The organism is Treponema socranskii subsp. buccale, from assembly GCF_024181585.1.
Lineage (GTDB): Bacteria > Spirochaetota > Spirochaetia > Treponematales > Treponemataceae > Treponema_D > Treponema_D buccale.
This window is the reverse complement of the sequence record NZ_CP054258.1, coordinates 1,442,282-1,463,217: the sequence shown is the minus strand read 5'-3', so window position 1 is coordinate 1,463,217 and position 20,936 is coordinate 1,442,282. Positions and strand designations below refer to the sequence as shown.

Sequence of the window (20,936 nt, the reverse complement as noted above, 5' to 3'; positions counted from 1 at the left end):
TTCCGGCTGCGTGCCGTTTCGAGCGTTATGCTTACGGAAGCCTACCTCAAAAGCTCGACCGCGGCTAAGCGGACGGGTTCTCGGCGAAAGCATACATTTATTTTGAAATACTTTCGAACTCGCATTCAGGCTAATAGCGCGTACGTTTGGGAAGAGAAGGCGGGATCGACGTTTGTATTTCGATATCGAAAACGCGATCGGGATCGGAAACGTAGACATCGAGACGTATACCCTTGCTTTCGTAAAAGGGCGTTATCGTTTTTTGCAGGGAGGGATATTCTATTTTGCCGACTTTGATATGCAAAAGCCGTTCCAATACACCTTTACAAATTCCTTTATTTTTCATGATCGTACCGAACATAAAGTCATCGGTAAAGGAGAGTTCTTCGACGGGTTTATGGGTATATTCCATAGCTGCACCTTCGATTATTGAGATAGCACGGACAAAAAATCGCTTCACCTATATATCGCCCGTAAATTAACAAATTACGCGGTTTTTTATGAAAATAAACGGGAACATCGTTTCCTGCGCGGGGAACTTCGCACTCCGTGCTCGTTGCAAGGTTGCGCGGGGAACTTCGCACTCCGTGCTCGTTGCAAGTGGCGCGGGGAACTTCGCACTCCGTGCTCGTTGCAAGTGGCGCGGGGAACTTCGCACTCCGTGCTCGTTGCAAGGTTGCGCGGGGAACTTCGCACTCCGTGCTCGTTGCAAGGTTGCGCGGGGAACTTCGCACTTCGTGCTCGTTGCAAGTGGCGCGGGGAACTTCGCACTTCGCGCTCGTTGCAAGGTTGCGCGGGGAACTTCGCACTTCGTGCTCGTTGCAAGTGGCGCGGGGAACTTCGCTCGATATACGGCACATGCCAGGGCTTACGCATGAGAATCTATATTCCTCAAAAAATAACCATTACCGTAAAAAATCGGCTGCACTCCCGGCAGCAGCCCTGCCGTTCGCCGCGGCAGACCGTGATTGGAATCGGACTGCGCGAACTTTTTTACCAAAAAGTTCGCTTGCCATCGGTCTGAGCGGCTCGGCGGCATTGCCGCTGCCTCGCGTTCCGCCTTTTTTTTTATATTATGTCTCTTTTCTGTGTATACATTTTTCATGCGGAATCCCTGCGGCGCATGCCGCCTCGCGTTGAAATTCGCACAAAAACAGGTTATACTGTAACTGTGATGGCAGAGAAACGCATCGATAAAAACAGTACACGTTCTCACAAAAAACCGCACAAAAGTTTTGCAAAAGCACTTGACATAAGACGGCGTATCGGGCAAAATTCGCAGCCTCGCAGCCTCGCAGCCTCGCAGCCTCGCAGCCTCGCAGCCTCGCAGCCTCGCAGCTGAAGGCGAACTATACCCGAATAAATTTACATTCACACACAATTTTCCTCACCCCATAAACGCACAAAGGACGCACCGTTCCCGTGCGTTTTTTATTTTTTGAAGTTCTACGGATTCGAACGGATCAATGCAATGGATAATCGGTAATTGATAATTACCAATTAAAACGAGGAGGTGTTTATATGAAACACAAAACAAGAGGAGCGGCGCTCGCAACAGCCGCGTTGGTGGCGCTTATTGCGCTCTTTGGCATGACAGGCTGTCCGAATAACGCGGGCGGCGGCGGAACCCTGCAAGCATCCCTTGTTTCAGGCGGTGCATCGCTCATCTTAAGCGCCGACAAGCTCACCATCAAAGTTACGGTAAAAACCGCCGACAGCTCTTCTGTTACGGTGGAAGGCTGCACCGAAACAACGCTTACAAGCGATTCGGAAACGGAACTGCACGCAAAGGGTACAACCGTTATCTTAAAAGGCCGTATCATCAAGCTGGTCTGCAGCGACAATCGGCTCATCGCCCTTAACGTACAGGGTTTAAGTGCTTTGGAAGAGCTGGTCTGCAGCGACAATCGGCTCACTGCCCTTAACGTACAGGGCTTAAATGCTTTGGAAGTGCTGCTTTGCGGCAGCAATCGGCTTACCGAACTTAACGTGCAGGGGTTAAGTGCTTTGAAAAGTTTGGGTTGTCAGGGCAATCGGCTTGCCGAACTTAACGTGCAGGGTTTAAACGCCTTGAAATTACTGGACTGCTTCAGTAATCAGCTTACCGATCTTAAGGTGCATAACTTAAGTGCTTTGGAAAGTCTGAGCTGTCATAGCAATCAGCTTGCCGAACTTAACGTGCAGGGATTAAGCAATTTGAAAAAACTGGGCTGTCAAGGCAATAAGCTTACCGAACTTGATGCGCAAGGCTTAAACAAGTTGGAACGGCTGGACTGCTACAATAATCGGCTTACCGATCTTAAGGTGCATAACTTAAGTGCTTTGGAAAGTCTGAGCTGTCAGGGCAATCGGCTTACCTCTCTTAACGTGAGCGGCTGCACTGCTTTAAAGACGCTGAACCGCAGCAGCAATAAGATTGCAGGGAAGTTTGCGGTTCCCGCGTTTTTTAACTCTTTACCGGATCGCCTGCCGGCCGATGATGCACGGTGTTATCTGTATACCGAAAAGGCCGGCGTTCCCGAAGGCAACTTGACGAACTTTACCGGTTCCGGTGTGGCCACAGCTTTTCAAAACGCAAAAAACCGCAACTGGAAGATGTATAAATACGATGCAAACGGGGATCCCGTTGAGATTTAGTTTAATCGGCAACGGCTAATCGGTACTCACCGATTAAAATAACTGACCGGAAAGGTCAAACCGCCCTCAAGTCGAAAAAACCTTCGGCTTCGGGGGCGGTTTTTTTATGCGGGAGAGCGTCCTCGCTTCGCACTTACGCCGTCAAAAGAGATCCTACGTCGAGATGGGTTTTATTTTGCACGATATCTTTCGAAATGACGAGCTTTTTTTGCTCGCGGTCTTTGATCGACGGGAGTTCGTACATGATATCCTGCAGCATTTTTTCGACGATGCTGCGAAGTCCCCGCGCGCCGGTTTTTTGGCGGACGGCTTCGTCGGCGATTTCCCCGATCGCTTCATCGGTAAATTCGAGCTTGACGTTGTCGAGGGCGAAAGACGCTTGAAACTGCTTGGTGATCGCGTTTTTCGGTTCGGTAAGGATGCGCACCAAATCGTCCCGCGTGAGCTCTTTGAGCGCGACGGTGATGGGCATCCGTCCGATCAGTTCGGGGATGATGCCGAATTTGACGAGGTCGTCGGGCGTGCAGCGATTGAGCAGGTTCATGCGCTCTTCTTCGTTCATCATACCGACGTTGCTGCCGAAACCCATCGCGCGCTCCGCGGTGCGCTGTTCGATGATCTTTTCAAGGCCGACGAAAGCGCCGCCCAGGATAAAGAGGATGTTCGTCGTGTCGATATCGATCATCTCCTGATTCGGGTGCTTGCGTCCTCCCTGCGGCGGAACGCTCGCATGCGTACCTTCGATGATTTTTAAAAGCGCCTGCTGTACGCCTTCGCCCGACACGTCGCGCGTGATCGACGTATTTTCGCTTTTGCGCGAAATTTTGTCGATTTCGTCGATAAAGATGATACCGCGTTCGGCGGCTTTGATGTTGCCGTTTGCGGCGTTTATCAATTTTAAAAGCACGTTTTCGACGTCTTCTCCGACATAACCCGCTTCGGTGAGCGTCGTCGCATCGGCGATGGCAAAGGGTACTTTGAGTTTTTGCGCGAGCGTTTTTGCAAGCAGCGTCTTTCCGCTTCCGGTCGGCCCCATGAGCAGTATGTTCGATTTTTCGATGAGCACATCGTCGTCTTTGCGCATGCTTTTCGGAACCGACATGCGCTTATAGTGGTTGTACACGGCGACCGAAAGCGTCTTTTTCGCTTCGTCCTGTCCCACGACATATTGATCGAGATATGCTTTGAATTCTTTCGGAGTAGGGACGTCGTTCATCGTAATCGGCGCGACTTCTCCTTCTTCCTGATCGAGCATACTTTGGCAGACGGCGACGCACTGATTGCAGATGTGGATATTGCCCGAAGGCGCTCCTACGAGATGACGCGATGCGTCTGCGGGCTTTCCGCAAAACGAACAAAACTGCGCGTCGCTTCCGAATCGTTTCATTGCTTTTTTCTCCCCGGCATAACGTGATCGACGATGCCGTACGCGAGCGCGTCTTCGGCCGACATATAAAAATCGCGTTCCATATCGGATGCGACCTGTTCGGGCGTTTTTTTCGTGTGGTGCGCAAAATAATCGATCGTCAATTTTTTCAAGCGCACGATTTCTTTCGCCTGAATGGAAATGTCGCTTTCCTGTCCCTGCACGCCGCCCCAGGGCTGGTGAATCATAACGCGCGAAGAGGGAAGGGCGAATCTTTTTCCCGCAGTGCCGCCTGCGAGGAGGATTGCGCCCATGCTTGCAGCCTGTCCCATGCAGATCGTTTGGATGTGGCACTTGACGTACTGCATCGTATCGTAGATCGCAAGTCCCGCAGTGACCGATCCTCCGGGACTGTTTATGTACATACTGATATCTTTATCGGGATTTTCCGATTCGAGAAAGAGAATCTGCGCGACGACCAAGTCCGCCGTAACGTCGTTTATCTCCCCGTCGATAAAGATGATTCTGTCTTTGAGCAGCCGTGAAAAAATATCGTAGGAACGCTCGACGTTTCCGCTCCGCTCGATGACGGAGGGGACGAGCGTGTTCATCCGTTCATTCATAGTCACATCCTGTATTACTACAATATACTAAAAAAACGAGGCGGCGTGGGTTCAGTTGCTTTCCCCTTTAAACAAATCGGCGAACGACATCGCATCTCCCTTTACCGTTTTCACTTCTTTATACAGTTCGTCGTAGAGTTTTTGCTCTTTTGTGTCGTCGATGAGGTATTCTTTCGCTTTTGCGTCTGCGTAGTGCTTTTTCACTTCGTCGACGCTCATGCCGCCGCGATCGGCGATTTCTTTATAACGCGCTTCGACATCTTCGGGCGTAACGGAAATATTGCGCGCGCGGATCAAATTGTCTACGATGATTCTGCTTTTAAGCATTTTTTCGCTTGCGGGCGCCCACTCTTTGAGTATGTCGGCTTTCGTCTGTTTTGCCGACGAAAACATCTTTTCAAGCTGTTCCGGCGTCGTCTGAAACTGCTGCGCCATCGAATACCAGCGGTTTTCGAGTTCCGCGTTGAGCATGGAAGAAGGGATATCGAAGGGATTTTTTTCGACGAGTTGGGAAAGCAGTTCGTTGTTTTTGATTTCTCCGATACGCCGCTCCTTTGCGCTTTCCATATTTTTTACAATATCTTTTTTTAAGTCGTCGAGCGTTTTGTATTTTTCGCTCACATCCTGCGCAAGTTCGTCGTCGAGTGCGGGAAGATTGCGTATTTTAATTGCGGTAACCGTTACGCTTATCTTTTTCGTCGTACCCGCCAAACTTTCGTTTTTATCGTCTTTCGCGTAGGTTTTCGTAATCGTTTTCGTTTCGCCTTTTTTCATGCCGATGACGTCGTCGTCGATGCGGTAGAACGTACCGTCCGATCCCGCCGTAAAGACGAAATCTTCGCGCTTTGTCCCTGCGATTTCGTTTCCGTTTTCGTCGAGTTCGGCATAATTGATCGTAACGATATTGTCCTTTTCGACTTTTTCATCGTCTTTTTTGTCGATGACGACCGCATTGCGCTCCTGCACGGCTTTGAGCTCTTCATCGATCTCTTTGCTGCCGATCGTGACCTGCGGCTCTTTTATCGTAATGCCCGAAAAATTTTTAACGTCGACTTTCGGGTACACGTCGTAAGTGAGAGAAAAGCTTAAATCTTTTGCAGTGTCGAGTTCCGGTATTTTTTCCATGACGGGCTGCGCGTAGGGGAGCGGACGGTTTGCCTTTTCCGCATCGTCTTCAAAGATTTCGTTGAGCGCTTTGTCGATTATATCGCTTACCGTGTCGGCTTTGATGCCCTCTCCGAATTTGCGCTCGAGAATATTCGCAGGTACGTGGCCTTTTCTGAAGCCCGGAATCTGCGCCTGCTTTAGATATTTGCCGAGCGTTTCCGCGTATGCGGCCGCGACGTCTTTTTGTGAAACGGTGACGGTGAGTTTTACCGCCGATTTTTCAAGGTCGGTGAATTCTTTTTTGAGTTCCACGCTTCGCTCCTTACCAGTGATCTCCGTACGAATAAAAAAAGCGATTCAGATTGCTCCGAATCGCTTTGGCTTTTAAGCGGGAAACGGGAGTTGGACCCGCGACATCCACCTTGGCAAGGTGGCGCTCTACCACTGAGCTATTCCCGCAAATAATTCTTTGCGTTTTCCGGCGCTGTAAGCTTCGGTACTCGAGCGGGAAACGGGAGTTGGACCCGCGACATCCACCTTGGCAAGGTGGCGCTCTACCACTGAGCTATTCCCGCAAATCTGTATGTCGCAACACCTCAGGCATCGGAATTGCGAGAGAAGGGACTTGAACCCTTACGCCGTAAAGGCACCGGAACCTAAATCCGGCGTGTCTGCCGTTTCACCACTCTCGCATAAAGAGTGCGTGCCTTCTCGTCTCACACAAGGCTTGAGCCATGCCGGCTTCGAACCGACGACCCACAGATTAAGAGTCTGTTGCTCTACCAGCTGAGCTAATGGCCCGTACTCAATCCACGACAGTGGCTGAATGTTATAACTATAGCAAAAATAAAATAAAATGGCAAGTATGTTGAACGATTTTTTAGGGCTTACGCATGAGAATCTATATTTCCTAAAAAATAATCATTACCGTAAAAAAATCGGCTGCACTCCCGGCAACAGCCCTGCCGTTCGCCGCGGCAGACCGTGATTGGAATCGGACTGCGCAAAATTTCTTCGAAATTTTGCTTGCCATCGGTCAGAGCGGCTCGGCGGCATTGCCGCTGCCTCGCGTTCCGCCTTTTTTATATATTATACGCTTTTTTCCGTGTATACATTTTTCATGCGTAAGCCCTGACGATTTTTTTGTAGCACGGCAAGAATCGGCGAAGACGGTGCGGATGAGGGAAAATTGCGTTTAGCGTGACTCGAACACGCAACCTACGGATTCGAAGTCCGTTGCTCTATCCAGTTGAGCTATAAACGCTTTCGGAAGGATTCGAAGCCGCGAACATTCAGGCAATCGGCGGCGTCTTTTTTATTAATTTTTATAAAAGCGGGTGCCTGGTGGGGATTGAACCCACGACAACCAGATCCACAATCTGGCGCTCTACCGCTGAACTACAGGCACCGTAAGCGCATTTGCAATGCCCGAAAACTATAGCAAATTTTAAAGCGTTACGTCAAGAGCGTGCGATTGACAACCAGGGATTCCGCATGAAAAATGTATACACAGAAAAGAGACATAATATAAAATAAAAAAGGCGGAACGCGAGGCAGCGGCAATGCCGCCGAGCCGCTCAGACCGATGGCAAGCGAACTTTTTGGTAAAAAAGTTCGCGCAGTCCGATTCCAATCACGGTCTGCCGCGGCGAACGGCAGGGCTGCTGCCGGGAGTGCAGCCGATTTTTTACGGTAATGGTTATTTTTTGAGGAATATAGATTCTCATGCGTAAGCCCTGGATTGACAACAATGTAATTCGAAATTACAATCGAAATCGTTATACGATATGAAGCGGGGAGCGAAGCATAGGGGTTTTGGGGCGGCATCAATGACGGAAATTCTTATAAACGGAAATTTTTTATGCCGGAATCTCACCGGTATCGAGCGCTTTGCATGGGAAATATGCAAGCGAATCGATTCTCTGCTTAGCTCATCCGATCGCGTGTCGATACTGGTTCCCGCAAATGCGCCGAAAGTTCCGTCTTATGCCCGTATTGCCGTCATACGATCCGATAAAGAAGCGCGCTCGTTTCCTTTTTGGGATTTGGGCGTCTTTGCAAGAACATGCCGCAGACGAAATGCCTGTGCGCTTTCGTTTTCAAACACCGCACCTTTAGGCAAAACCTGCGGCATCGCATTTATCCACGACGTATACGCAAAGGATTTTCCGAACGATTTTACATCGTTTTACGACAAACTTATCGGCGCGTACAGCCGTTTAAATTATCGGAATATCTGCAAAAATGCGCGCTTTGTCTGTACCGTATCGAACTTCAGCAAAAAACAGATTATCGATTACTATCGCGTGCCCGAAAAAAAGATACGTGTCATTTATTCCGGATCGGCCCACATGAAAAAAATCCGTGCCGATGAAAACATTTTGAAAAAACTCGGTCTCAAATCCGGAGAATTTTATTTTACGCTCGGAAGTCTTTCTTTGCGGAAAAATCTCAAGTGGATTATGCAGCATGCGGAGCTTTACCCGAACGAACTTTTCGTCATTTCCGGTACGATGCTCAAAAACGTCGTTCCGAGCGAACTTGAAAAAATAAAATCATTGGAAAATATTATTCTCGCAGGCTATCTTTCCGACGAAGCAGTGAAAGCGCTCATGCAAAACTGCAAAGCTTTCGTATTTCCTTCGTACTTTGAAGGCTTCGGTCTTCCGCCGCTCGAAGCGCTTTCCTGCGGCGCGCCCGTCGTCGTTTCGAATGCCGCGAGCTTACCTGAAATATACGGAAGCTGCGCGCATTACATCGATCCATTTAAGCCCGACGTCGATTTGGATGCGCTCCTTGCCGAGCCCGTTTCATCGCCCGCACCTCTTTTCGAAAAATATTCGCTCGACGATTCCGCAAAAAAATTATACGCTTTGTTCAAAGCAGTGTAGTGCGTTTTACGGTATGAAAGCGTATAGGCGGAAATGCGTTACGATCGAATAAAACTGCTGCCGCTCCCGTAAAAAAACCGTAAAGTCGTCGTTTTTCCGCACCGATAATCAACATGAGGTAATCTGTATATGGCGGACATAAGCGAAATGGAGCGGCTTCTTTTGCGCGAAAACGAAATTCTCGACACTATGCTTACCCGGCAGGCGGAGCTGCGCGCTGCGGTGCTGCAAAAAAAATGGGACGGCGTGCTCGAATCGATTTCCGCGATCACGAAACTTACCGAAGCTTTCGAAAAAACCGAAAAGACGAGAAACGCGATTTCGGATGTGCAAAGCGACGAAGTGAAAAAGGCATCGTTGCCGCTTTTGACGCAAGTGCGCGGAAAGCTCGTCAAATCGAAGACGGCAAACAGAACGCTCGGCAATTACATAGCGGTTGCGAGGGATTTTATTCAAAGCGTGCTCGACGAAGCCTTTCCTCAAAGCGGGGCGACGGTGTATTCGAAGGCGGGAAAGATCATGCGTTCAAAGCCGTCGAGCGTCGTCGTCAATACATTATATTAAATCAATAAATAGTTTGTATCGTTTTTGTGAGGTGATATATGGGTTCGACATTTTCCGGAATAGAGCTCGGTAAGCGCAGCATTATGGCGCATACGACGGCGATTACGACCGCCGGTCACAATATTTCAAATGCGAATACGGAAGGCTATTCGCGCCAACGCGTCGCATTTAAGGAATTCGATCCGCTGTATCTGCCGGAACTCGAGCGTCCCGAAGAGCCGGGCATGATCGGGCAAGGCGTTATCGCGTCCAGCATACGGCGGATCCGCGACGAACTGCTCGATCGGCGCATCGTCGAACAGGCGAATCAGGAAGCGTATTGGGATACGCGCAGCAAATACTATACGATGCTCGAGCAGATTTACAACGAACCCGACGACGTTTCGATCCGCAGCACTATGGATAAATTCTGGGAAGCGTGGCAGGAACTGTCGATTCATCCGGAAAACATCGCATCCCGTCAGGCGATCGTCACGCGCGGCATTTCGCTCACCGATACGATAAACCAGCGCTACGAAAGTTTGCAGGGAGTGAACACGATCATAAACGGCGATATCGATGCGACGGTAAAGCAGATCAACAATTATGCCGAACAGATTGCCGCTCTCAACGGAGAGATCGTGCGTTCGCGCGGTATGGGAGACAATCCGAACGATTTGCTCGACCAGCGGGATCTCCTCGTCGATAAGCTTTCCGAGCTTGTCAATTGTACGGCGAGCGACCGCGACAAAGACGAATTCATGGTACACGTCGACGGGCGCGTGCTCGTTCAGGGCAGCATTCCGCGCAGTTTCGACCTCCGTACGGTTATCGACAATAACGGAAATCCCCGTCTCATCTGGGGCGATACGAAAAACGACGCTGTCGTAAAAGGCGGGAGACTCGGTTCCCTCATCGAACTGCGCGATGTCGATATCAGAAATGAAATGCAGTCGCTCAACACGATGACGATGAACTTTTCCGATTTGGTAAACGACGTGCACCGTAACGCAACCGGCATGAACGGTACGACGGGTCTCGACTTTTTTACGTCTCATCCCTTTGTCGAAAACGTGCGCGGTAATTACGATTACGATGCGGACGGCGTAATGGACAGGTCTTATATTTTCCGTTTTACCGGGCGACATACATTGAACTCGCAGGAGCAAATAGGACTTGCCGGTACGATGACCTTTTCCGCGCCCGAAGGTACGGTCGAAGTCGCATACAACGCTACCGACACGGTTGCCGATGTCATCGACCGGATCAACGATTCGAACGGAGAAGTAAAAGCTTATCTCGACAGAAACAACAATCTCGTGCTGAAAGCGACGACGGCTCTTTCGCAATCGAACCCCGATTTTGTCATACGCCATGTCGAAGACAGCGGAATGTTTTTGACCGGCTATGCGGGCATTTTGCGCGAAAGCGGAGAAGAAGGCGCATACGATTATCTTCGCGCGGACGCGGTCGACGGTCTTGCCGACGGCGCTCAATTTGCGGTGACGCCGCAGGTAAATCCGTCCGCGTATATCGCGGTAAATCCGCTCATCAGAGGAGACGTCAAAAGCGTCGCTGCGGGCTTTGCCGATACGCGCGGCGCTCTCGCGTCGGGCGACGGGCGGGCGGCGATCGAAATCGCTTCGATCAGAAACACTCAGGTGATGATAGGACACAAGCGCACTTTCGACGATTATTTTGCCGACAGCGTGACGAACGTCGGTTTGAAAGGAGAGCAGGCTGCAACTCAAACGACAAATCAAAATAAAATCATGGGAGATTTGCGCACGCTGCGGGAGTCCGTCAGCGGCGTAAACATAGACGAAGAGCTTGCGGATATTATTAAATTTCAGCACGGCTACAATGCCGCCGCTTCGTTTATCAGTACGTGGGACAATCTCGTCGATACGATTATCAACAGAATCAGAGCATAAAATCGGGGTAAAGCCGAATACGGAGGTGCGATATGCGCAGGGTGAGTTCACAAATGAATAATATGGATGTGCAGTCGAATCTACGGCTGCAGGAATCCCGTCTCAATAAAATCAACAATCAAATCGGCAGCCAGCGCCGTATTCAGGAACTGCGCGACGATCCGATCGCCGCGGGACATTTGGTGCGTTATCAGTCCTATGCGGCGCGTATCGAAAACTTCGAAAAAAACGCCAAAACGCTTTCCGAGCTTTTTATGCAGCGTGAAGGCTACATGACGAATTCGCTCGACGTGTTGCACCGCGTGAGAGAACTCGCCGTTACCGGTGCGAACGGCATCTACACGGGCGACGATATGAAAAACATGGCGGCGGAAGTCGACGAACTTTTAAAAGAGCTCGTGCAAAATGCGAATGCGATCGGCGAAGACGGAAACTCGCTCTTTGCCGGTACCGAAACGAAAGTGAGGGCCTTCGACGTCGAAATGGGAAATGTCGCAGGTTCGGGCGTGCCGCTTATCGAAGGCGTGCGCTATAACGGAAACATTTCGGAAACGCAGGTCGAAATCGACGAAAATAAATATTTGACGACGGACAACGCGGGCGTGCGCACTTTTTGGGCGGAGCCTCAGCAGATTTTCGGCGCAAGGGATGCAACCGGCTGGAGAGCGGGGGAAGATTCGGTTATCGCCGTAGACGGTGCGGAAATCAAAATCAACGCAGGCGACAACGTGTATTCGCTTATTGCAAAGATAAACGACAGCGAAGCTGCGGTAAAGGCGACGCTCGATCCCGTAACTCGCGCTTTGAACTTTACCGCAACGGACGCGCGGCAGCTGTGGCTCGAAGATATTTCGGGTTCCGCACTCGCCGATCTCGGCATTATCAAAGACGCAAGTCAAAAGCCGCCGTACAATCTCGCAGCCGGAGTGCGCGCTTCCGGCGGTTCCATGTTCGATGCGGTTATCTCTCTCCGCAATGCGCTTTTGGCGGGCGACCACGAAGCGATCGGAGGCCGCGTGCTCGGTTCGATCGATCAGGGACTTAACAATTTGACCACACGAATCGCGAAATCGGGTTCCGAATACGAGCGGGCGGAGCTCAACGTAAAGCGCAATTCGGGAACCGCGCTCAACGTAACGCAGCGCATCTCAAGCGAGGGCGATCTCGATTTGACGAAAGCCGCATCCGATATGAAGATGATGGATTTTACGCATCAGGCGACGCTGAGTACGGCCGCGCGTTTGTATTCGAGTACGCTGCTCGATTATTTGAGGTAAGCCTCGATGGACGTTAAGACAAAGGCGATGGGCGTAAAGAGCGTCGAAGAAAATCACATCGTTACTTTTCCCGAAGGGCTTTTCGGTTTTGAAGAATATAAAAAATACGCGACGATAGAATCGGAATGGGCGCCGCTTATCTGGCTGCAGTCCCTCGACGACGAGCGCCTTGCGTTTTTGCTCATCGATCCGTTTTTGATCTGCGACGATTACGAAGCGGACATCGACGACGAAAGTTTAAAAAAAATCGACGTGCGCTCTCCCGAAGACCTTATCGTTATGGCGGTCGTCACCGTTCCGTCCGACGGGAGCGCCGTTACCGCAAATTTGCAGGGGCCGCTCGTCATCAACAAAAAAAATAAGCTGTGCGTGCAGGTGATTTTGAGCGACGGCCGCTGGACGACAAAACACGCGATACTCGACGCGCTTAAAAAACGCGGAGGAAAGTGAAATGCTCATCCTTTCGCGTAAAATCGACGAACAGATTAAAATCGGCGACAATATAACGATTACGATCATCGAAGTCCGCGGCGATCAAGTCAAAGTCGGGATCGAAGCGCCGAAAAGCGTTAAAGTGTTCCGCGAAGAAGTGTTCAAAGCGATTCAAAAAGAAAACAAAGCGGCTTCTTCTCCCGATACGGGAGCACTCGCATCGATATCGGAACTTTTAAAAGGGCGGTGAGCGCTTCGGGCCGCGGCCAAAAAAATCGGCTGCTGCATTTACACAGCGAGTTTGCAGAGAAAACTCGCCGGTGAGGCGGAGCCGACCGAAGCATCGTAAGCACGGCTTTATCGGCACAACTTTTAAAAATCGCAATTCGTCCGTTTATTTTTTTTGCACCGATTCTGTGTCTTTCAAACAGCGTAAAAATATTTTGCGGCAGGTTTTCGCATCGTCCGATGCGCGGTGTGCGTTTTCCGCATCGATTCCCATAGCGGCTGCGAGGTACTGCAGCGAATGATGTTTTGCCGAAGGGTATGCCCATCGGCTCAAATTCAGCGTATCGATCGCTTTATTCGACATGGAAGGCATACCGCTCCGCTCCAATTCTTTATTGATAAAAAGCAAATCGAAAGGCGCGTTGTGTGCGACGAGGATCGCGCTTCCGATAAATTCGATAAAATCCGGAAGCACCGAAGATGCGGGCGGAGAGAGGGAAAGCATATCGTCGGTGATGTGCGTGAGTTCTTTCGTAAAAGCGGGCAGAGCGATTCCCGGATTTACGAGAGAGGCGAACGTGTCGAGTACGCCCGTTTTATCGAAGAGCACGGCGCCGATTTCGATGATGCGGCAAGTGTCGGGAGTAAGACCCGTCGTTTCGGTATCGATCGCCGCAAAAACCGCCCCGCCGTTTACGAGGCGGAGCAGTTTTTTGTAATCGCGGAAAAGCTTATTCGGCAGCCGCATCGAGTGTGGATTTTATTTCCGAAGCGATCGCATCGCGGAGGAGAGCAGCTTCTTTTTTTGCTTGTGCAAGGCCCGCGTCATTATGGCCTGAAACGGGAACCGTGCAGTTTATGTAGAATTTGATTTTCGGCTCCGTACCCGACGGCCGCGCGCTTACGATCGTTCCGTCGTCGAGGAAAAACTGCAGCACATTGCTTTTCGGAAGATCGAGCGGTTTTGTCGTCGCCGGATTTGCCGGATCGAACGAAACGCTCCGTTCGATGTCGCGAATTTCTTTTACGCGTTTCCCGCCGAGCGTCTTCAATCCTTCGTTTCTGAGCTTCGTCATGATGCCGCGCATCGCTTCTCCGCCCGTAGGACCCGGGAAATACTGTTCGATCGTTTTGTCTTCGAAGTAGCCGTATTCTTTATACATGTCGTCGAGGTGTTCGAGGAGGCTTTTGCCCTTGCTCCTCCAATAGAGCGTCATCTCCGCGCACATCGCGGAAGCGGAAATGCCGTCTTTGTCGAACACTTCTTTTTCGATTTTATAACCGTAGCTCTCTTCGAAGCCGAACACGTAGCTTGCCGAGTTGTCTTTTTCCATCGAAGCTTCGACGGCTGCAATCCATTTGAAACCGGTTAAACATTCGAAAACTTTGACGCCGTATTTTTTGCAGATGTAGTCGATAAACGGAGAGGTGACGATCGTTCTGACGGCAGCGGGTTTTTCGGGCATTTTGCCGAGTTCTTTCCGTGAAAGCAAAATATATTCGAGAAAAAGCGCGCCCATTTGATTGCCCGTTATCAAAACGAATTTTCCGTCTTTATCGGGGAAAGCCGAGCCGAAGCGATCGGCGTCGGGATCCGTTGCCATAATGCAGTCGGCTTTTTCTTTTTCGCCGAGCGCAATCGCGAGTTTCATCGCAGGCGCTTCTTCGGGATTCGGTTTTTCGACCGTCGGAAAGTTTCCGTCGGGGTCGCGCTGTTCGGGAACGGTGATCACTTTGAGTCCCAAATCGCCGAGCACTTTTTCGACGTGCATGCCGCCCGTTCCGTGAAGCGGAGTGTAGACGATTTTGACGTCTTTCGCGTGCGCTTTGATGAGATCGGGCCGGAAAAGCTGCGCTTTGCACATATTCCAGAATTTTTCGTCCATGTCTTTGTCGATGAGGACGATTTTGCCGGCTTTTATCGCTTCGTCTTTCGACATCGTTTTGATTTCTTTGACGGCGTTCACTTCGCCGATGATACCCTTGTCGTGCGGCGGAATCACTTGCGCGCCGTCGTTCCAATACACTTTGTAGCCGTTATAGATGCGCGGGTTGTGGGAAGCCGTTACGATAACGCCGGTGTCGGCACCGAGCGTGCGGACGGCGAACGAAAGTTCGGGCGTCGGCCTCAGCGACGAAAAGAGATAGGCTTTGATGCCGTTCGCCGCAAAAATGCACGCCGCTGCTTCCGCGAATACGTCGGAGTTTTTTCGGCTGTCGTAGGCGAGTACGGCAGAAAGCGTGCCCGCCTTTGCCTTTTCGGGAAAAGCTTTGATCACGTAAGAAGCGAGCCCCTGCGTTGCGCGGTTTATGACGAGCGGGTTCATGCGGTTCGTTCCGCCTCCCATGATGCCGCGAAGTCCGCCCGTGCCGAATTCGAGCGATTGATAAAATCTGTCTTCGAGTTCTTTGATATCGTCTTTTGCGATGAGCGCCTCGACTTCGCTCCGAAAGTTTTCGTCTTTTTCTTCGGCGATGTACGCATTCGCGCGTTTTAAGATTTCCGATCTTTCCATATCACACTCCCATAAAAAATTTTAAGGGGAGAGCCCCCTTAGATCCCGTTTTCTTTTGGAAGGGGGAGCGACACCCCGTTCAAGTATAGCAGGTTTTACGCAGCGCTTCAATTTCGCGTTTCAAGGAATGTCGCGTTTCAAGCGAAGTAAACCTTCCGCACTTCCGCCGCTTTAAAATACCGCCGCCGTGCTTTTTCCGCATTTACGCTTTGTCGGCCTCGTTAAGCATTTTCGTTTCCCATTCGATGAGCATCCGCTCTTCGTCGTGCGCGTCTCCTTTTACGTCGCAGAGTATGCGGAACACGGGCTCCGTACCCGAACCTCGCATCCACATAAACGATTTCGGATTTTTATCTTTATCGAAAAAGATGATGCGGAGCCCGCCTTTACCGCTTTTTGAAAAATCGGAAGCGTTCCGAGTCTCTTTCGTTCCGTTCGTCAAAACCGCTTCGTATGAAACGATGCCGTATTTTTTTTCGAGTTCCGCTTTTTTCGACTTCCATTCGCGCTCGAAAATACGCTGAAACTTTCCTTTGAGCGCCGCATTGTCTGTAGTTTTGAGGCGGAGTACGGCGCAGGGTTCGGAAACGCCGGTTGTCGTGTAGACGGGAAGCGTTTCGAGAACGTCGGTGAGCGTAAAGCGTTCTTTGTATATGTGATGCGATTTTTCGCACCACGCTTTATACAAACCGTCCATAGTCAATAATTTAATAATTGCGAACAGCGTAGAAAGCGGATCGCGGACGGCGGACGGGTACGTGATGTTCCCTCCGTTTCCGCCTTCGCCGCAGATGCGCACCGTAAAGCCCTTTTCACGAGCGATTCGTGCGGTATTGACGACGTTCGCTTCTCCGACTTCTCCGTGAAAAACTTTTGCGCCGAATGCCTTTGCGATGTCGTCGACGCGCATGGACGTGCAACAGTTGACCGCAACGGCGGGCTTATAGCCGCTCTTTGCAGCGTAGAGCTTGTCGGCGTATGCGAGTTCGGCGAGGACTGAAAGCGCAAACACTTCCTGTGCTTTCAGAGGCAGCGCTTTTTTTTGTTTTTCATTCCAATAGACGATATTGCCCCGATCTCCGTCGCAGTCGGGCATATAACCGAGTACGGCGTCTCTTTTGCCTTCCGCTTGCAGCCTTGCCATCTCTTGTGCGCACCACACGAGGTTTTCCGGTTCTGGGATGATTTCGTGCGCGATGGCGCCCGCTTTGTCGTTTATCGCATAAAAGCCGATGCCGTTTTCGGCAAAAAAATCTTTATCGATCGAAAGCGTTCGCGCCGAACCGTTCATATCGCACACGATGCCGATGTGCGCTTTTACGGCCGCGTTTTTGATGTTTGAAAAAATCGCATCCTGTTCGGCGCCTTCGGGAAGGGCGGTGACGACTTCTTTGATAAAGGCTTTATATGCGGCAAGCGAATCTTTTTTGCACCCGGGGGATTCCGCGTATACCCATTCCGCATCGCGGGTACTGCACGAATTGAGCAGCGCAGCCGCTTTTTGCATCGCGTCGTTATCGGCGCATTTTTCGGTAAAGGCTTTGACCATCTTTGCGTTTTCTTCCGCGTTTACGACTCCTCCGTCGTTCAAGCCGACTTTGAGCCCGTTGTGGCCTATGGGATTGTGGCTTGCGGAGATGTAAATAAAGCCGTCGAATTTCCGCGCATACGCCATGATTTCCGGAGCGGCGACGATGCCGGGATAACGCACGATAGCTTTCCGCGCGAGAAGCGTACGCACGATCGCCGATGCGACAGCCGCTCCCGTCGGGCGCGTGTCCGTACCGCATACGATGACGGGATTTTTCTGCCCCGTTGCGGCGCTGATATAATCGAAAAAAACGTCGGCTGCGATGACGGCGAGCGCCGTATTTTCAAAACCGATTTCGCTCGTCGTGTCCCGTTCGTCGCCCGATTTTGCGAAAACTTTGCGCCAGCCCGACGCGGAAAGAATCATATTGTGTTCCATAATTTTCATTTTATCACAAAGCGCTTTAAAATGAAATGCTTTATAAATATGCGCTGCCGCTCTGCAATGCAGTTACACAATATCCGTTTTGTAATATCCTTACAAGAGAGTCTTGATTTTTTTGAAATTTGTACAGTATCTTTGTAACACGGAGGTATAAGTATGAATGTATTTTTTGGTGAAGTTCCCTTGTGTTACACAAATTCGGTTGCTATGACATTAAGTTCATACGGATATGATTTTCATCCGGAATATTTGGAAGCGATAATGGCTATGGGGAATGGGGCGAATTTTGTTAATAATGACCGAGCGCATCCGATAGTTTTCTTTGATAATGGCGAACCTGATATTTCTATTAGTAATTGTTTACGAATTCTCGGTTTTGAGTATGAAGAGTTTTTCTTGACTGCTCCGGATGAAGTCAATGTAAATATGATTAAAGAAAAGCTGAAATTTTATTTAAAAAACGGTTCTATCATTGCAGGTCCGTTAGATATGGGGTATTTAACATACAACCCTAATCATGTGAATTTGAAAGGAGTTGATCATTTTGTTGCAATATATGATTTAGTTGAAAACGATATCTATTTACATGATCCGGCCGGATATCCTTGTATGAGGATGGATTTAAATGAATTTTTGCAAGCGTGGAAAGCTGAAAATATTTACTATAAAAGAGGCTCATTTTCAATGTGGGGAAATTTGGAGCGAACGAAAGTACCGGTGTCAACGCAAATTTATCATGATGTATCCGTCGTTATGAAGAAACGTTATGAGAATGGCGATGCGAGTGTTATTGAAAGCTATGCCATATCAATTAGAGATAACGGTTTAAATCAACAGCAAAAACAAATACATCAATATTTTTCTTTTCGACTAGCCGCTGCAAGAAATATTTATATGAGCAGGTTTCTTCAAGAACACGACCGTAAACGAGCAGAATTGAAAGAGCGGATTGCCGTATTATTCGGAAGAGCGCATTTGGATAGTTTAAAAGACGATTATATGGGTTTATCAAATACTCTTATGAGTATCTCTGAGCTGGATAAAGCCTTTAAAGAACTGTGTATCGGGTATGAAAGAAAATAATACGGGGCAGCGGTATTATAAATTTTAAAGAACATAAAAGATTCCCTTATATGTTTGCAGCGGATTTTTTTAGCCACTGTCGTCAATTCTCGTCGAAATATGCAGAATTGTATTTGCTTTGAGGATACCGTTCGAAAACAAGTTGCAAAGTGTGCTGTGGCCGCTGCCGTAAATGCCGTAAAAAATTATTTGTGTTTTCATATTTTAAAACGCTTACCGCGCGATGAATCGCTTGACAGAATTTAAAAAAAATCATACTATATCGATGTACATTTTAATTATCTTTTAAGATGGACTCGTGACACACGGGTCTTTTTTTTTGATACCGGGAGAAGATGGAGTATATTGCATTTGACGACATTCCGCATTATTCGGAATGCGCCCCGCTCGTGGAAGGGCTGGGCTATCATCTTATCGAATTGAAAATCGTTCCGGCAAAAACGATTACGAAAATTCTTGCGGTCATCGCGCCGAAAGAGCCGGATAAAAACATAAGCGTAAACGATTGTTCGCGCGTTCACCATGCGCTGCTTCCCCGCCTTGAAGCGCTGCTCGGCACCGACAATACATCGATGGAACTTACTTCGCCCGGCATCGACCGCAATGTAAAAAACGCTGCGGAATTTTCTCTGTTTGTCGGACGAGCCGTGCGCGTGTGGAGCAAAAAGATAAGCGATTGGATCGGAGGAAAAATCGTAAGCGCCGACGAAACGGTTCTTACGATGGAAACGGAAAAAGGAGAAATCGTTACAGTGCCGTACGGAGAGATGGCAAAAGCGAAATTTATACAGTAGACGGTTTATACCGTATTTTATTAATTATTAATTTGCGAGGACAGTATTAGGAGGTTTTCCATGTCGGAAATGGCAGAGGCAATCCGTCAGTTGATACAGGAAAAAGGATATTCGGAAGACTCGGTAAAAACGATCATCGAAAACGCGCTCAAAGCCGCATATAAACGCACGTACGGGACATCCGACAACGCTATCGTAAAGTTTAACGACGATATGTCGGACGTGTCCATCTATTCGCGGAAAACGGTCGTCGACGGAGTGTACGATCCGGTGACGGAAATCGAATTCGAAGATGCGAAAAAACTCAGCGACGAAGTGGAACTCGGCGACGAAATCGATATCCTCGAAGACCCGAAATCCTTCGACCGGTCGGCCGTCACGACGGGAAAACAAACCGCTCATCAGGAACTCAACGAAAGCTACCGCGACACATTGTACAACGAATATAAAAATAAAATCGGCGAAATCGTCGTGTGCTATTGTCAATATGAACGCAACGGAGACATCTACGTCGATCTCGGAAATGCGGGGAAGCTCGAAGGCGTGCTCCCGCTTAAATTTCAATCGCCGAGAGAACACTACGAAAAAGACGACCGCATCAAAGCGCTCATCGTCAATCTCAGGCGCATATCGACGGGACTGCAGGTTATCCTTTCAAGGAGCGATCCCGAACTCGTGCGTTCGATTATCGAAATGGAAGTGCCCGAAATCGCCGACGGCACGATCGAAATCGTTAAAATCGTACGCGACGCCGGGCACCGCACAAAGATTGCGGTTTCGTCAAACCGCGAAGACGTCGATCCCGTCGGTGCCTGTGTCGGCTTAAAAGGCGTGCGTATCCAAAACGTCATACGGGAACTGCTCGGCGAAAAAATCGATGTTTTAAAATTCGATCCCGATCCGGCGGTATTTATTAAAAATGCGCTTTCGCCGGCACAAGTCAATCGCGTGTTTATCCTCGATCAGGAAAAACGTCAAGCGCTCGCGATCGTCGAAGAAAGCCAGTTTTCGCTTGCAATCGGAAAGCAGGGACAAAACGTACGCCTCGCAAACAAACTGTGCGACTGGAGCATCGACGTCAAAACCGAAGAGCAGGCGGCCGAAATGGATCTGTCGGAATCGGTTACGATGCAGACGGCGCAAAATCTTTTCAACGACGATACGGGCGACGACGATTACGACGAAATCAAAACCGTCGCCGAACTGCCCGGTGTCGATATGCGTGTCGCCGAAATTCTTAAAAACGCCGGTATCGAGGATATCGAACAGTTTGTCGAAGCTTACGACAACGGCGGCTTAAAACACATCGAGGGGTTGACGGAAAGCGATCTCGACGGCGTCGATGCGATTATTAAAAATACCGTTGAGTTCGTAGAAGATGATAACGCTTCACGGGAGAGTGCGGAAGAAGCGGCCGACGATGAAGAAGTATATCACTGTCCGGAATGCGGCGCGGTGATTACACTCGATATGACACATTGTCCCAAGTGCGGTGTCGAGTTTGAATTTAAAGAGGACGAGGAATAGAAA

Annotated in this window: 17 protein-coding genes and 6 tRNA genes; 10 read left to right on the top strand and 13 right to left on the bottom strand. The window is 49.6% G+C overall.

Annotated features, from left to right (window positions below):
- Positions 1–130: 130 nt before the first annotated feature.
- Positions 131–412, bottom strand: a complete 282-nt coding sequence (locus HRI97_RS06605) for a hypothetical protein (RefSeq protein ID WP_253724656.1) — start codon at positions 410–412, stop codon at positions 131–133.
- Between the two features lie 1,109 nt (positions 413–1,521).
- Between HRI97_RS06605 and HRI97_RS06600 the strand changes: the two genes are divergently transcribed.
- Positions 1,522–2,637, top strand: a complete 1,116-nt coding sequence (locus HRI97_RS06600; RefSeq protein ID WP_253724655.1) for a leucine-rich repeat domain-containing protein — start codon at positions 1,522–1,524, stop codon at positions 2,635–2,637.
- A 133-nt stretch (positions 2,638–2,770) separates the two neighbouring features.
- Here HRI97_RS06600 and clpX read toward each other — a convergent pair whose 3' ends face one another.
- The 9 genes from clpX to HRI97_RS06555 form a co-directional block, all read right to left on the bottom strand.
- Positions 2,771–4,024, bottom strand: a complete 1,254-nt coding sequence (gene clpX / locus HRI97_RS06595) for an ATP-dependent Clp protease ATP-binding subunit ClpX (protein WP_253724654.1) — start codon at positions 4,022–4,024, stop codon at positions 2,771–2,773.
- Positions 4,021–4,626, bottom strand: coding sequence for an ATP-dependent Clp protease proteolytic subunit (locus HRI97_RS06590; protein WP_277056614.1), 606 nt, complete (start codon positions 4,624–4,626; stop codon positions 4,021–4,023). Before HRI97_RS06590 ends, clpX begins: the two co-directional genes overlap by 4 nt.
- A gap of 51 nt (positions 4,627–4,677) precedes the next feature.
- Positions 4,678–6,045 carry a trigger factor gene (gene tig, locus HRI97_RS06585; RefSeq protein WP_253724652.1) on the bottom strand — a complete coding sequence of 456 codons (1,368 nt, stop codon included), beginning with the start codon at positions 6,043–6,045 and terminating at the stop codon, positions 4,678–4,680.
- Positions 6,046–6,120: 75 nt separating this feature from the next.
- Positions 6,121–6,192: transfer RNA gene (locus HRI97_RS06580), tRNA-Gly, on the bottom strand.
- A 44-nt stretch (positions 6,193–6,236) separates the two neighbouring features.
- A tRNA-Gly gene (locus HRI97_RS06575) sits at positions 6,237–6,308 on the bottom strand.
- A 35-nt stretch (positions 6,309–6,343) separates the two neighbouring features.
- A tRNA-Leu gene (locus HRI97_RS06570) sits at positions 6,344–6,425 on the bottom strand.
- A 36-nt stretch (positions 6,426–6,461) separates the two neighbouring features.
- Positions 6,462–6,534: transfer RNA gene (locus HRI97_RS06565), tRNA-Lys, on the bottom strand.
- 389 nt (positions 6,535–6,923) lie between these two features.
- Positions 6,924–6,997 (bottom strand) — tRNA-Arg (locus tag HRI97_RS06560).
- A gap of 72 nt (positions 6,998–7,069) precedes the next feature.
- A tRNA-His gene (locus tag HRI97_RS06555) sits at positions 7,070–7,141 on the bottom strand.
- 421 nt (positions 7,142–7,562) lie between these two features.
- Between HRI97_RS06555 and HRI97_RS06550 the strand changes: the two genes are divergently transcribed.
- The 6 genes from HRI97_RS06550 to csrA all read left to right on the top strand — a co-directional run bounded on the left by HRI97_RS06550 (position 7,563) and on the right by csrA (position 13,060).
- Positions 7,563–8,624 (top strand): glycosyltransferase family 4 protein, encoded by a 1,062-nt coding sequence (locus HRI97_RS06550; protein WP_253724651.1) that lies wholly within the window; start codon positions 7,563–7,565, stop codon positions 8,622–8,624.
- Between the two features lie 129 nt (positions 8,625–8,753).
- Positions 8,754–9,188: a hypothetical protein gene (locus HRI97_RS06545; RefSeq protein ID WP_180486151.1), complete on the top strand. Its 435-nt coding sequence runs from the start codon at positions 8,754–8,756 to the stop codon at positions 9,186–9,188.
- 38 nt (positions 9,189–9,226) lie between these two features.
- Positions 9,227–11,101: a flagellar hook-associated protein FlgK gene (flgK, locus tag HRI97_RS06540; protein WP_253724649.1), complete on the top strand. Its 1,875-nt coding sequence runs from the start codon at positions 9,227–9,229 to the stop codon at positions 11,099–11,101.
- 32 nt (positions 11,102–11,133) lie between these two features.
- Entirely contained in the window at positions 11,134–12,378 is a 1,245-nt protein-coding gene (locus HRI97_RS06535) for a flagellar hook-associated protein 3 (RefSeq protein WP_253724648.1), read from the top strand.
- 6 nt (positions 12,379–12,384) lie between these two features.
- Positions 12,385–12,828 (top strand): flagellar assembly protein FliW, encoded by a 444-nt coding sequence (fliW, locus tag HRI97_RS06530; protein ID WP_253724646.1) that lies wholly within the window; start codon positions 12,385–12,387, stop codon positions 12,826–12,828.
- Position 12,829: 1 nt separating this feature from the next.
- Positions 12,830–13,060 (top strand): carbon storage regulator CsrA, encoded by a 231-nt coding sequence (csrA, locus tag HRI97_RS06525; protein WP_016519981.1) that lies wholly within the window; start codon positions 12,830–12,832, stop codon positions 13,058–13,060.
- 144 nt (positions 13,061–13,204) lie between these two features.
- Here the strand turns inward: csrA and HRI97_RS06520 are convergent, their stop codons facing one another.
- From HRI97_RS06520 to HRI97_RS06510, 3 genes are all read right to left on the bottom strand, one after another.
- Positions 13,205–13,786: a 3'-5' exonuclease gene (locus HRI97_RS06520; protein ID WP_253724645.1), complete on the bottom strand. Its 582-nt coding sequence runs from the start codon at positions 13,784–13,786 to the stop codon at positions 13,205–13,207.
- Entirely contained in the window at positions 13,770–15,554 is a 1,785-nt protein-coding gene (locus HRI97_RS06515; protein ID WP_253724643.1) for a phospho-sugar mutase, read from the bottom strand. The genes HRI97_RS06520 and HRI97_RS06515 overlap by 17 nt, the downstream gene beginning before the upstream one ends.
- A gap of 202 nt (positions 15,555–15,756) precedes the next feature.
- Positions 15,757–17,523: a phosphohexomutase domain-containing protein gene (locus HRI97_RS06510; RefSeq protein WP_253724642.1), complete on the bottom strand. Its 1,767-nt coding sequence runs from the start codon at positions 17,521–17,523 to the stop codon at positions 15,757–15,759.
- 162 nt (positions 17,524–17,685) lie between these two features.
- Here HRI97_RS06510 and HRI97_RS06505 point away from each other — a divergent pair, with 162 nt between their 5' ends.
- The 3 genes from HRI97_RS06505 (at position 17,686) to nusA (ending at position 20,933) form a co-directional block, all read left to right on the top strand.
- Positions 17,686–18,612, top strand: a complete 927-nt coding sequence (locus HRI97_RS06505; protein WP_253724640.1) for a YobF C-terminal domain-containing protein — start codon at positions 17,686–17,688, stop codon at positions 18,610–18,612.
- Positions 18,613–18,947: 335 nt separating this feature from the next.
- Complete coding sequence (locus HRI97_RS06500; RefSeq protein ID WP_253724639.1) at positions 18,948–19,406, top strand: LSm family protein; 459 nt, start codon at positions 18,948–18,950, stop codon at positions 19,404–19,406.
- A 60-nt stretch (positions 19,407–19,466) separates the two neighbouring features.
- Entirely contained in the window at positions 19,467–20,933 is a 1,467-nt protein-coding gene (nusA, locus tag HRI97_RS06495; protein ID WP_180486159.1) for a transcription termination factor NusA, read from the top strand.
- Positions 20,934–20,936 lie beyond the last annotated feature (3 nt).